13 protein-coding genes are annotated in these 13,208 nt (G+C 50.8%); 5 read left to right on the top strand and 8 right to left on the bottom strand.

The features are described 5' to 3' along the window. Positions 1 to 140: 140 nt before the first annotated feature. From cysC to AC1RVX_RS04315, 3 genes are read left to right on the top strand one after another with little or no spacing between them, the layout of a single operon-like run. On the top strand, positions 141 to 695 hold the full coding sequence (gene cysC / locus AC1RVX_RS04325; protein WP_493215693.1) for an adenylyl-sulfate kinase: 555 nt from the start codon (positions 141 to 143) through the stop codon (positions 693 to 695). A gap of 11 nt (positions 696 to 706) precedes the next feature. Next, complete coding sequence (locus tag AC1RVX_RS04320) at positions 707 to 1,717, top strand: hypothetical protein (RefSeq protein WP_493215348.1); 1,011 nt, start codon at positions 707 to 709, stop codon at positions 1,715 to 1,717. 59 nt (positions 1,718 to 1,776) lie between these two features. Then, positions 1,777 to 2,847 carry a sulfotransferase family protein gene (locus AC1RVX_RS04315; RefSeq protein WP_493215347.1) on the top strand — a complete coding sequence of 357 codons (1,071 nt, stop codon included), beginning with the start codon at positions 1,777 to 1,779 and terminating at the stop codon, positions 2,845 to 2,847. Positions 2,848 to 2,888: 41 nt separating this feature from the next. Here AC1RVX_RS04315 and AC1RVX_RS04310 read toward each other — a convergent pair whose 3' ends face one another. From AC1RVX_RS04310 to AC1RVX_RS04300, 3 genes are read right to left on the bottom strand one after another with little or no spacing between them, the layout of a single operon-like run. After that, the gene (locus AC1RVX_RS04310) at positions 2,889 to 3,512 is read right to left on the bottom strand and encodes a LysE family translocator (RefSeq protein ID WP_493215346.1); all 624 of its coding nucleotides are present in this window, start codon (positions 3,510 to 3,512) and stop codon (positions 2,889 to 2,891) included. 16 nt (positions 3,513 to 3,528) lie between these two features. Beyond that, a complete protein-coding gene (locus tag AC1RVX_RS04305; protein ID WP_493215345.1) occupies positions 3,529 to 4,335 on the bottom strand; it encodes an alpha/beta fold hydrolase in 807 nt (268 codons plus the stop codon). 1 nt (position 4,336) lies between these two features. Then, on the bottom strand, positions 4,337 to 5,647 hold the full coding sequence (locus AC1RVX_RS04300; protein ID WP_493215344.1) for an O-acetylhomoserine aminocarboxypropyltransferase: 1,311 nt from the start codon (positions 5,645 to 5,647) through the stop codon (positions 4,337 to 4,339). 173 nt (positions 5,648 to 5,820) lie between these two features. On the opposite strand from AC1RVX_RS04300, the gene AC1RVX_RS04295 reads away from it, so the two are divergent. Beyond that, the gene (locus AC1RVX_RS04295; protein WP_493215343.1) at positions 5,821 to 6,270 is read left to right on the top strand and encodes a CBS domain-containing protein; all 450 of its coding nucleotides are present in this window, start codon (positions 5,821 to 5,823) and stop codon (positions 6,268 to 6,270) included. A gap of 85 nt (positions 6,271 to 6,355) precedes the next feature. Continuing rightward, on the top strand, positions 6,356 to 7,357 hold the full coding sequence (locus tag AC1RVX_RS04290; RefSeq protein WP_493215342.1) for an NAD(P)/FAD-dependent oxidoreductase: 1,002 nt from the start codon (positions 6,356 to 6,358) through the stop codon (positions 7,355 to 7,357). A 67-nt stretch (positions 7,358 to 7,424) separates the two neighbouring features. On the opposite strand, the gene AC1RVX_RS04285 is transcribed toward AC1RVX_RS04290, so the two are convergent. From AC1RVX_RS04285 to AC1RVX_RS04265, 5 genes are all read right to left on the bottom strand, one after another. After that, on the bottom strand, positions 7,425 to 7,898 hold the full coding sequence (locus tag AC1RVX_RS04285) for a cupin domain-containing protein (protein WP_493215341.1): 474 nt from the start codon (positions 7,896 to 7,898) through the stop codon (positions 7,425 to 7,427). 94 nt (positions 7,899 to 7,992) lie between these two features. After that, entirely contained in the window at positions 7,993 to 9,780 is a 1,788-nt protein-coding gene (locus AC1RVX_RS04280) for an ABC transporter ATP-binding protein (protein ID WP_493215340.1), read from the bottom strand. Between the two features lie 126 nt (positions 9,781 to 9,906). After that, the gene (gene lysS / locus AC1RVX_RS04275; protein ID WP_493215339.1) at positions 9,907 to 11,445 is read right to left on the bottom strand and encodes a lysine--tRNA ligase; all 1,539 of its coding nucleotides are present in this window, start codon (positions 11,443 to 11,445) and stop codon (positions 9,907 to 9,909) included. Between the two features lie 95 nt (positions 11,446 to 11,540). Further along, a protein-coding gene (prfB, locus tag AC1RVX_RS04270; protein ID WP_493215338.1) for a peptide chain release factor 2 occupies positions 11,541 to 12,645 on the bottom strand; the annotation gives its coding sequence in 2 pieces (ribosomal slippage) (positions 11,541 to 12,563 and positions 12,565 to 12,645; 1,104 coding nt in all). Between the two features lie 231 nt (positions 12,646 to 12,876). After that, positions 12,877 to 13,167: a hypothetical protein gene (locus tag AC1RVX_RS04265; RefSeq protein ID WP_493215337.1), complete on the bottom strand. Its 291-nt coding sequence runs from the start codon at positions 13,165 to 13,167 to the stop codon at positions 12,877 to 12,879. Positions 13,168 to 13,208 lie beyond the last annotated feature (41 nt).

Below are 13,208 nucleotides of genomic sequence, written 5' to 3'. Positions count from 1 at the left end.
TGGAAGCAACCACGAGAGTACTGGAAGAAGCACTTGAAGAAAATGCTCAGGGTGAGCGCAGAACCAATTTTGGTCGTTTTGTGCACAACCCACAGTCACGTGGAGGAGACATCAACTGGCATTTCGGTGCCGTTACATCCATGGCGCGCGAAAGACTGTTACATCAGAGTCCAGCCACCCTGTGGCTGACCGGCTTGAGTGGCGCAGGTAAATCGACATTGGCGTATGCGTTGGAAAAGCTCTTGCTGGAGCGTGGTCATTGTTGCTTTGTCGTGGATGGCGATAACCTGCGGCATCATCTCAATAGTGATCTGGGATTTTCACCGAATGACAGACGTGAAAATATACGGCGGGCAGCAGAGGTCGCACATTTGCTCAATGAGGCCGGCATGATCGTCATTACGGCTTTTATCTCGCCGTTTCAGGCGGATCGCGCCATGGCGAAAGAAATCATCGGCGAAGAACGTTTCGTCGAAGTGCATGTCAGCACGCCTGGCGTGGTTTGCGAAAGACGTGACCCTAAAGGCCTGTATGCAAAAGCACGCAGAGGCGAAATACCAGAATTTACAGGTATTTCTGCACCTTATGAAGCGCCGCTTGATCCCGATCTGGAAATTAATTCCGAAATACACACAATAGAAGAAGCGGCAGAAAAATTGTACAAACACCTGATAGGTTTGTGCTACGTCAAATAGCAGGAAAATACATGTCTGCGGATACCAACAATTCAGTGCATGCCTATGATGTATTTAATGGTGACGCCGACGGCATTTGCGCCTTGCATCAACTCAGGTTGGTGGAACCACGTCAGGCCAAATTAATTACCGGTGCCAAGCGGGATATTGATTTGTTGAGTCGTTTCGAGTCGCAAGCCGGTGATTTGCTGACGGTGCTGGATGTTTCTCTGGACAGCAATGTCGTTGCATTACGCCAGCATCTTGCAGCCGGTGCAGATATTACGTATTTCGATCACCATGCTGCGGGACAGGCTTTTGCACATGAACATTTGCATCTGCATTGCGACATGGCTGCTGATGTATGTACCAGTGTATTGGTCAATCATCATTTAAACGGCAAGTATTGGAAGTGGGCAGTGGTAGCCGCGTACGGCGACAATTTGCCCGGGGCTGCCAGTGCTATCGCTTGCCAGGCTGGTTTAGATGAGACACAGCGCAGCCAATTGCAAGAGCTGGGCACACTGCTTAATTACAACGCGTATGGTGAATCAGTAGACGATTTGCATTTTCACCCCGAAGCCTTGTATCAGGCAGTACATGCCTATCTTGATCCATTTGATTTTATGAACAGCGCAACGCAATTTTCTGTGCTGCGTAACGCTTATGCCAGTGATATGGCTGCCATGCAGGGGTTGCGTGCCTATACACAAAGCGAATCGTCCACCATTTATGTTTTGCCTGCGCAGGCCTGGGCCAGACGTATTTCAGGTATTTTGGCAAATCAGTTATCCCAGGAACATGGCGGGAAATCCTTTGCAGTGCTGACTGCAAAACCAGATGGTGATTATGTTGTCAGCGTGCGTTCAGGTGACGCTGACAATTGCCCGGCAAATCAATTTTGCTCTGCGTTTGCTACTGGTGGCGGGCGGCGTGGTGCCGGTGGCATCAACAATTTACCGGCGTCAGAAATGGATGGCTTCGTAAAAACTTTTATTGGTTATTTTGAGAAAATGGAAAAACCGCAATGCAGTCTGTCGTAACCTGACAACCAGGCAGGGCGGTTTTCCAGATTCAGACTTTCAAGCATGGGGAGAGCATCATGGCAGAATCAGGTAGTGTAACCAGCGTACAAACAGTGGCGGCCGCTAACAAGCGACCTACTCCTGTGTTGATGATACCTTTGCGACGTTGTGGTAGTCATGCCCTGCGTTTGCGGCTGAACAATAGCAAGGAATTTTATTCACCTTATCCCTTGCATATTGTTGATTTCATGCCGCTGGTGCCGCGATATGGCAATCTGAACGATGACGAAAATTATTTTCGCCTGGTGGTTGATGTGGTCGGCTTGCAGGCCGCCAGCATGGTGAAGTGGAAGGACATGGTGTTTGATCCGGTCGATGTATTTGAATCGATCAAGAATGACAAGCGCAGTGTGCACAGGATATTGTGGGAGTTGTTGTTGCGCACGGGCGAGCATCATCATGCCAGCATCGTCATGGATAAATCGCTTGACAGTGTGCACTATGCGGAAGAGCTATTGCAGCTATTCCCGAATATGCTGTTCCTGAATGTGGTCAGAGACCCCAGGGCACAGGTCGCTTCCATGAATAAGGCCATTATTCATGATTATGATTCGACCTTGAATGCCATGGCATGGCTGGAAGCGCACCAGTTATCACGCGATATCATCCAACGTCATCCTGATCAGGTATTGACGATACGGTATGAAGACTTTTTAAGTAATCAGGAAAAAGTCTTGCGGGCGATTTGCGAATTTTTCGGCATTACATTTTTGCCGGAAATGCTGGATGTTACCCATTCTGCAGAAGCGCAGCAAATATCTCAAATGTCTGCGCTGTGGGAAACAAATCGTTTCCCGCCTGTCATGGCGAATAAAGATAAATTCAAGCAACAGTTAAGTATGCGGGAAATTGAAGTCATTGAAAGCCTGACCAAAGAATTCATGCAATTGTATGGTTATGAATTGATGACAGATGCGAATCTGGAATTGAGTCAGGAAGTACTCGCCGCTGCCAAGGAAAAATCAAGCAAGGGTAGGGAGGTGGCTTGGGATACCTTGAAGCATGACAATTACAAGGACTATATCTTGCGCCGTTTCAGGGCTGATTATCTGGCCAGCCTCAACCAGCGGCTGCCTGCGCATGCATGATGGTAAATAGCCTGGCAGAGAAGATCTGCCAGGCTACAAAATCAAACCAGTGCAACCATGATGCCGGCTCCTGTTACCAGAGTGCCGGCGATTCTTTCTGTGATGACTGCATACTTCTCTTGTGTCGCCCAATGACTGGCCTTGCTGGCCAGCATGCCGTATCCCAGCAGGATGAAAAATTCAGGAATGATGGAACAGGCTGCCAGTATCAGCATCTGCACACCTATCGGTTCCTTGGGGTCGATAAATTGCGGCAGTATTGCGACAAACATCAGCAAGGTTTTGGGGTTGGTCAATTGCAGCATCAATGCACTGCTGAATATTTTTCTGCCACTGAGTGCAACGCCATCCAGTTTGGAAATCGTCAACGGCGATGGTTTGCCAAAAATGGCCGACAAACCCAAGTACACCAGATAGGCTGCACCCAGGTATTTTATGCCCATGAATAACTGGGGCGAAGCCAGTATCAGCGAACCTATGCCGGTTACCGATATGGCGAAATAAATCGCATTGCCTGTCAATATGCCCAGCGTTACAAATAATGACGTGCGCCAGCCACGCTCGATGCCATAAGCCACCACCATCATTACCGCAGGGCCAGGGGATAGTGACAGGGCGGCCTCGGTGGCAGTGAATAATGCCCAGCTTTCCAGTGTCATTGCCATCTTTTTGCCGTCATTATCAGGCCCTGGCAAAGTTAAGCAGGGCCGTCAAGACTTGGTCAGCTTGCTCCGCCATCAGCGAATGACCACAATTTTCTATGATGGTCTGCAGACTGTGGGCAATGGCTTTGCTGAGAACCAGACTGGCCTTGGCAGGTGTCATCATGTCTTTTTTACCCAGGATGAACAGAGTGGGACAACTGACTGATAGTGCCGCCACTTCACCATTGGCATACGCATTGCAGGCAGCAAAGTCGGTATGGAATACTTTATTTGGATTGATGGCCGAAATACGCTGCATCAACCGCTGACTGACACCCATGACATAAAAGCCCGGCCCGGGACAAGATGGTTTGTGGGCAATCGAAGTGTGCGACCAGATATTCACCATATCAATGGCAGTTTGTTCTTCGTCTCGGGCTGCATTCAATAGCGTATCCGACACCCGCATGGGGTAGGCGGTACCAACCATCACCAGCTTGCTGACGCGTGCTGGTGCCTTATGGCAGGCCTCCAGCGCAATCAGTGAACCCATACTGTGTCCTACCAGCGTGGCTTGCTCTACACCTGCTGCATCCAGCAAGGCCAGCAGCCAGTCGGCCATCTGTTCTACACTGCTTAATGCGGCCCCTTTGCTGCGACCATGCCCTGGCAGGTCAACTGCCAGTACATTAAAACCGTGATGGGCGAAATAGCGTGTTTGCAAACCCCAGACCGAATGATCATTCTGGGCACCGTGGATAAATACGACGGTCGCCTGTGCCGGATTGAAGTTTTTGCCACCGGTATAGCAATAGGCTACCTGGCCATTGACCTGGAAAATCATCTCAGGCTCCTTTCTGGGCAGCTTTCAGGCCGCGTGTCAGGTCGTCGATCAGGTCATCTGCATCTTCCAGTCCTATGGACAGGCGCATGGTGCCTTCACTGATGCCGGCTGCCAGCAATTGTTCTGCTGGCACCCGGAAATGTGTGGTGGATGCAGGATGGATGACAAGCGATTTTGCATCACCCACATTGGCAAGATGGGAAAAGATATTGAGCGCTTCGACAAAACGCTGGCCAGCAGCACGGTCGCCTTTTAAGCTGAACGAAAATACTGCGCCGCAACCTTTGGGTAGCAGGGTTTTTGCCAGCGCATGATCTGGATGGGATGCCAGTTCGGGATACGAAACCGAAGCCACAGCCGGATGCGCAGCCAAAAATTCGACAATCTTGCGAGTATTGGCGACATGCCTGTCCATACGCAAGCCTAAAGTTTCTATGCCCTGCAATATATTGAAGGCATTGTGCGGGCTCATGCAGGCACCGAAATCCCGCAAGCCTTCGCGTCTGGCTCTTAATGAGAATGCGGCAACGGTAGATTCTTCCGAGAACACCATGCCATGGAAGCCATCATAAGGCTCGCACAATTCGGCAAAGCGGCCGGTTTTTTCATAGGCAGCCTGCCAGTCAAATGTACCGCCATCCACCAGCAAACCGCCGATAGCCGTGCCATGACCGCACAGAAATTTGGTGGCAGAATGAAATACCAGATCGGCACCATGATCAAACGGCTTTAGCAAATACGGAGTGGTAAAGGTTGCATCCACCATCAAAGGCAGATAATTCTCATGCGCAATGGCGGCTACAGCGGGGATATTCAATACGTCGAGACCAGGGTTGCCCAAGGTTTCGGCAAACAAAACCTTGGTATTCGGGCGTATGGCGGCTCGCCAGGCATCCAGATCACGTGGATCAACAAAGGTGGTTTCTATCCCAAACCGCTTCATGGTGTATGCCAGCAGGTTTTGCGAGCCGCCATACAGCGCACGTGAAGCCACCACGTGGGAACCGGCCCCGGCAATGGTACACAAACCCAGATGCATGGCAGCTTGCCCGCTGGCAACTGCAATGCCGGCAACGCCGCCTTCCAATGCGGCAATTCTTTCTTCCAATACAGCATTGGTTGGGTTCGATATACGTGAATACACATGACCAGCGCGCTCCATATTGAATAGCGAAGCTGCGTGATCTGAATCCTTGAAGACAAAAGAAGAGGTAAGATAGATAGGTGTGGCACGCGCCCCGGTTGTCGGGTCTGGTGCAGCCCCGGCATGCAGGGATAAGGTGTCAAAGCCGTGGTATTTAGGTCCGCTCATGAGGGAGACTCTCCATATGTGAGGGAGCAATGCTACCATCGCTGGTATTGGACTTGCAAAATCTGCGTGTTTTAAGCAGGAAAGCAGGAAAAATATTTTACGTGCTGGATTTTTTGCAAGGCTTGCGATACATTGCAAATAACGACCACAAAAATCCAAAAGGGAGGGGCATCATGAAAGTCTCAGAGATACTTCAAGTGAAGGGCAATATACTTTTCACTATCACGCCTGATATCCCTATTACCGAAGCTGTCAGCGTCATGGAAGAGAAAGATATCGGTTCTCTGGTCGTGATGGAGTACGGCGATCTGGTTGGTATACTGACCTTCCGCGAAGTGATACGTGCGATTCATAAGAACCAGGGTTCGCTGGGTACGGGTACGGTGCGTAAATATATGGATGATCATCCACTGACGGTGACGCCGGAAACCGAAGTCAATGAAGTGCGTCGCATGATGCTGGAAAAACATTCGCGTTACTTGCCTGTCATGGATGCAAAAACCCTGCTTGGGGTGATTTCTTTTTACGATGTGGCAAAAGCCGTGCTGGAAGCACAAAGTTTTGAAAACAAGATGTTAAAGGCATATATCCGCGATTGGCCTGTTGAAGAAAACGAGCAGTGAGCCAGGATGCCTGACCAAATTTAAATTGACGCCCGCAAGCACACTAAGCGGGCGTTTTTTATTGTCTCTAAATAAGGGAAATACTATGCATATCGCTGTTGTTGGTGCTGGATTGTCAGGCTTGACCGTTGCGCGGCAGTTGCAATCGCAGGGGCATGATGTCACCGTGTATGAAAAAAGTACGGGTGTCAGTGGCCGCATGAGTACCAGGCAAACTGAACTAGGTGGCTTTGATCATGGTGCGCAATATTTCACTGCGACATCAGACCGTTTCAAGAAAGAGATTGCAGACTGGAAAAAAATTGGCTGGGTAGTACCATGGACTGCCAAGCTGGCAACCCTGGATGCTGGTGTCAGCAAGCCTGCTGGCCGCAGTGCGACACGCTATGTGCCGGTGCCAGGTATGAGTGCGCTGTGCAAACAACTGACTCACGGGCTTGATGTTCGTACCGAACAACAGGTTACTGCACTGGAGAACCAGGGCAAGCAGTGGTTATTGTCAGTGCAATCGAGCACGGTTCCTATTGCGGCGACTGCTGGCCCGTTTGATGGCGTCATCCTGGCCATGCCTGCAGATCAGGCGGAAGTCTTGCTGTCCGTTGCGCCTGCGATGGCGAAACAGGCCAAACAAGCCAGACTGACACCATGCTGGACCTTGATGCTAGGCTTTCAAAATTCTCTTGATCTGGCCTATGATGGCGCGTGGGTTGATCATTCCCGTCTTGGCTGGATCGCGCATGACGATGCCAAGCCATTGCATCGCGCTGGCGAGCGCTGGATATGTCATGCGACGCCAGCCTGGAGTCGCGAGCATCTGGAAGATGATGATGAGCGGGTCAAGGAGAAACTGACCAAGGCTTTTCACGAGGCCACTGGCTCGCGCATACAACCCATACATGCGGTCGTACATCGCTGGCGTTTTGCGCAGGCAGAAAATCCACTGGCGGTAGATTGCCTGTGGAATGACAAGCAGCGCATCGGTGTCTGTGGTGACTGGTTCAGTGCTGGATTAGAGGGTGCGGGCAGGGTAGAAAATGCTTTCCTGAGTGCTCTGGCGCTGGCAAAGGCGGTGACCTGGAAAGCTTAATTTGCTATTGAGGAGACTGGATCGCCACTGCGGTGGCGATCCGCCTCTGAAAATGATACATACCGGATCAGCCTAGCAATTTGGCCAACCCGCGTGCTGGCTTGCCCGCATCATGCAGGGTCCAGGTTTTGCGTACGCTTTTGGCTACATGCCACAGTGCTGTTGTGCCTGCGCGGAAAAAAGCCGTTTCACCAGGTTTTAGCGAGAAGCGTTTGCCCTGGTACTCGATATCCACCCCGCCATCGAGTACATAGATGGTTTCGTCCAACTGATAATGCCATTCGAAAGTGGATGGGCCATCGCATTCAAAGATGCCGGAAGTGGTTTTCCCGTCATGGGACTTAAAAAATTCTGTTGCCCTGAAATTGGGTTTGCCTTCCTTGATCCATGAGGGATCAACTTCAAAAGCCTTGACTGGCATGCTGATTGCGGCGCTGCTGGCAGGGGCGACTTGGGTCACGTAGGCAATGGCCTGGTACGAAGTTACGCCCAGCAAGGTCAGCAAACCAGCTGCTACGCCTACGACAAGGGTTTTTTTCATGCGATATACATTTCTTAGCGTGAGAGTAACATTATCTTACCGTATTTGATGAAGAATATCGTCAAATCATGGATGGGGATACTTGTTACAAGCATCAGACATGACTTCTCTCGCCCGTCTGCAGACGCCACAGGGCGGCATAGCCACCGTTGATGTTTAACAATTCTTCATGGGTGCCACTTTCCACTATTTTGCCAGCTTCCAGTAAATGGATGCAATCGGCCTGACGCACGGTGGAAAGACGATGGGCGATCACGATGGTGCTGCGGTTGCGGCTGACCACGTCCAGGCTGCGCTGGATGGCGGCTTCGGTTTCATTGTCGACTGCACTGGTGGCTTCATCCAGGATCAGGATAGGCGGGTTTTTCAGGATGGCTCTGGCCAGGGCTAAGCGTTGACGCTGGCCACCAGACAATTTTTGGCCACGTTCACCAATGCGGGTGGCAAAACCCAGTGGTAATCTGGAAATGAATTCCGTGGCTTCAGCAGCTTGTGCTGCTTCTGCAATGGCGGCATCACTGGCACCCTGTACGCCATAGGCGATATTGTCAGCTATGGTGCCGTCCGTCAGAAAGCTGTCTTGGGCCACATAGCCGATAACCCGTCGCAAATCCTGCAAATTCAATTCACTGATTTCATTCCCATCCAGGGTAATGCGACCGGATGTGGGGGAGTAAAATCGCAACAGCAGCTTGACCAGTGTCGATTTACCTGAGCCGGTGGAGCCGACAAAAGCGATGGTTTTACCGGCAGGAATATGCAAATTAATTTGTTGCAAGGTTTTTTGCTCGCCATAGGCAAATTCAACCTGGTCAAAGCGCAAGTCACCTTTAACATGATCCGGTGCTACGTGCTTGCCTTCGTAGGTGATATTGATCCTGGTATCAAGTAAGCCCATGGCCCGATCAATCGCTGACATGGAGCGTTGATACATGTCAGCAACCTCTGCCAGCCCTGTCATTGGCCACAACAGGCGCTGGGTCAGGTACACCAGCACAGAATAGGCACCAACTGCCAACTCACCCTGTAAGGTCAGCCAGCCACCATATACCAGCGTGGCGGTGAAGCCAGCCAAAATCGCCATACGAATGACCGGAGTGATGGCAGAACTGATGGCAATCGCCCGGCTGTTTGCCTGTCTGTAGGCGTCACTCGCTTCGGCGATATGGTTTTTTTCAAAGCTTTCGGTAGCAAAGGCCTTGATGGTTGCCAGACCCAGCAAATTATTATTCAGTCTGGCACTGACATCGCCGGCTGCTTCGCGTACTTCTGAATAGCGCGGGGCCAGGCGTTTTTGAAACCAGAAGGCACCGATGAGGATGGCCGGTACCGGCAGCAGCGAGATGACTGCGAGCGAGGGCTGCAGCGCGAAAAATACTGCACTGACCATGATGGAAGAGCAGATGACCTGGATGATCTGATTCGCGCCGCCGTTCAGGAAGCGTTCCATCTGGTTGATATCTTCATTCAGGATGGACATCAGGTTGCCAGTACGCTGGTTTTCGAAATACGCCATTTCCAGTTTTTGCACATGGTCATAGGCATCCAGCCGCAAGTCATGTTGCAGATTTTGCGCAAGCTTACGCCATTTCAACGACAGCAAATATTCAAACCAGGATTCACCGCCCCAGATGAGCGCATTCACCACACCGAGGAACATCAACTGATGCCAGGTGTCCGTAATGCCAAATCCACCCAGGACCCGTTTTGCCAGAAAACTCTTGTCGCCATTGATAACGATATCCACGGCGACACCAATTAACACTTCAGGCAGGACATCAAAGAATTTATTCAGGATGGAGTAAATCGTCGCCATCCGAAAATCACTACGATAGGCGCTGGCGTAATGCAGAAGTTTTTTTAATGGATGGATAGTCGGCATGGTAGTGGGGCTAGAGAATGGAACTAAAGCGGATGTCAGGTGACGCCAGCATAAAAACAAAAGGGACTGCAGATTCTACAGTCCCTTTCCGGTTTTCGCTTGCGCTACTATTGCAGCGACTGAAGTTTAATCTTCGCGGCGCAGGTGCGGGAACAGGATCACGTCACGAATATTTGGTGAGTCGGTAATCAACATCATCAAACGGTCTATGCCTATGCCGCAACCACCTGTCGGTGGCAGGCCATATTCGAGAGCGCGGATGTAATCGGCATCGTAGTACATGGCTTCTTCATCGCCAGCATCCTTGGCCGCAACCTGTGCCTGGAAGCGTGCTGCCTGGTCTTCTGCATCATTCAATTCCGAAAAGCCATTGGCAATTTCACGACCTGTCATGAACAGCTCGAAACGTTCAGTGATGCCAGCGACGGTGTCAGATGCACGTGCCAGTGGCGAGACTTCGACCGGGTAATCGATGATGTAGGTCGGGTCCCATAACTGCGCTTCTGCCGTTTCTTCAAACAGGGCCAGTTGCAACGCACCCAGACCGGCTGTAGCGAAAGGCTTGACGCCGAATTTCAGCAATTCTGCCTTGATGAATTCGGCATCAGACAATTGTGCTTCGGTGTAACCCGGCGCATATTTATTGATGGCACCAACGATAGTCAGGCGCTGGAAGGGCTTACTCAAATCCAGTTCGCGGCCCTGATAGGTCAACACGGCTGTACCATGTGCATCTTCAGCCGCTTTACGGATGACTTGTTCAGTGAAATCCATCAGCCATTTGTAATCGACATAGGCTGCATAGAATTCCATCATCGTGAATTCCGGATTATGGCGTGGTGAAACACCTTCATTGCGGAAGTTGCGGTTGACTTCAAACACGCGGTCAAAACCACCAACGACCAGACGCTTCAGATACAGCTCAGGCGCGATACGCAAATACATTTGCATGTCCAGCGCATTGTGGTGGGTGATGAAAGGCTTGGCTGCTGCGCCGCCTGGGATCACGTGCAGCATCGGTGTTTCCACTTCCATGAAGTCATTGCTGTTCATGAATGTACGGATGGAATTCATGGCTGCCGTGCGCGCCTTGAAGGTGCGGCGGGTGTCTTCGCTCATGATGAGGTCGACATAACGCTGGCGGTATTTGGTTTCCTGATTGGCCAGGCCATGAAATTTATCCGGCAAGGGGCGCAGGGATTTGGTCAGCAGGCGCAGTGTCGTGACCTTGACGGTCAATTCATCTGTTTTGGTTTTGAACAGGACGCCGACAACACCAAGAATGTCACCCAGGTCATACTGATGGAATGCTTCCATTTCGGCTTCGCCGGTTTTGTCAGTGGTGATATACAACTGTATGCGACCATCTGCCTTGATGCCGGAAGCATCCTGCAATGTCGCAAAAGCAGCTTTTTTACCAGCCGGGCGGCTTAACATCATACGACCGGCAACACTGACTTCAACGTTCAATGCTTCCAGTTCTTCGCGACTCATCGTGCCGTATTTTTCTTGTAGGGCAGCAGCTTTGTTTTCCGGACGGAAGTCATTCGGGAAAGCAACACCCTTGGTGCGGATAGCATCCAGTTTGGCGCGACGCACAGCAATGACAGAATGCTCGTCGACGGCTACTTCTTCTGCTGGTGCAGTATTATTAATTTCGGACATAAATTTTCCCTCAGTGAGGGCAGGCATCTGGCCTGCAGGTTTTTATTCGGGTAAGACAGTGCAGGCGACAGGCCCGCACCATTTGGCGAGTGTCGTTACACGCCTTGCTTCAACGATGCTGCAATGAATTCATCCAGGTCACCATCCAGAATCGCCTTGGTGTTGCCAGATTCAAAATTCGTGCGTAAATCCTTAATGCGGGACTGATCCAGTACATAAGAGCGGATCTGATGACCCCAGCCGACATCGGTCTTGGAATCTTCCAAATTCTGCTTTTCGCTCATGCGCTTGCGTAGCTCAAGTTCAAACAGCTTGGCCTTCAGCATTTCCCATGCTTCTGCGCGGTTCCTGTGCTGACTGCGGTCATTCTGGCATTGCACGACGATGCCGGAAGGGCCATGTGTCAAACGAACGGCGGAATCGGTTTTATTAATATGCTGACCACCGGCACCGGATGCACGGTAAGTATCAGTACGCACATCTGCCGGGTTAATGTCGATCTCAAACGAGTCATCTACTTCAGGGTAGACAAACAGACTGGAAAAGGATGTATGGCGACCATTGTTGGAATCAAACGGTGATTTGCGTACCAGGCGGTGTACGCCGGTTTCTGTCCGCAAAAAACCGTAGGCGTATTCGCCTTCGACCTTCAGTGTGGCTGTCTTGATGCCAGCGATGTCGCCATCAGACTGTTCCATGATTTCGACTTTGAAGCCCTTGCGTTCGCAATAGCGCAAATACTGACGCAGCAGCATCGATGCCCAATCCTGCGCTTCAGTACCGCCAGCACCGGCCTGGATATCGATAAAGCAGTTGTTCGGGTCCATGGGATTGTTGAACATGCGGCGAAATTCCATGCCTTCCACCAGTTCTCGCAGGCTTTGGGCATCAACTTCTATCGCTTCCAGCGTATCGTCGTCATTTTCTTCACGCGCCATGGCGAACAGGTCATTGGCATCACGCAGGCCGCTATCGGCCTTGATGAGGGTATTGACGACTGTTTCCAGGGATTTTTTTTCTTTGCCTAAATCCTGGGCGCGCTTGGGATCATTCCAGACGGCAGGGTCTTCCAGTTCAGCGTTGACTTGTTCGAGTTTCTCTGACTTGATATCGAAGTCAAAGATACCTCCGGAGTTCGGCTTCGCGGACTGTCAGGTCGGCGAGCAGGGCGGACAGGCTATTGAGGCGTTCAGCTTCCATGATAAATATTCTTTTCTAATGCAATCAAACCTTGCATTATACCTTGGCATGGGGCTGCATGAGTGAATTCGGCTGCGTACTTATGTATAAATTGCAAGAAGGTGGTCGGATATGAATACCCTGGCGCTATTTAAGTGTGGAAGTTGCACTTATTGAAATGAATGTGCGCGAATGACTCAATTAACAAGCTGAGTCACCCACGCAGATCCAAATCTTCAGTTGTCTGGCGGGTCACCAGACTGATTTGCTTACTGTTGGCGTGGTACCTTTGTGGCTTTCCATCCATTTTGCCAGATGGTCTTTGAAGCATGTCGGGCATACGTGGTATTGCGTCAGCGTGGATTGCCCACCGTTGGGGAAGGATTCTTCCTCTTCCAGGCTGATTGTTGTGATGATTTTTTCATGTTCCTTGCTGCCCCAGTTCTCATCCCAGCGGGATTCGGCACCGCATACATCACAGGTGAGCTTGTCGAACACTTCTTCGGTATGCTCAAGTATCAGAACTGTTTTCATGTGCTTCATACTGTCTCCTTGCTATGGTGGCTTGAAGTTATTGTAAGCAA

This window comes from Undibacterium sp. GW821-FHT11B02 (assembly GCF_058808955.1).
Note: the sequence above shows the minus strand (reverse complement) of the source record. Positions and strands in the feature narration are given on the sequence as shown.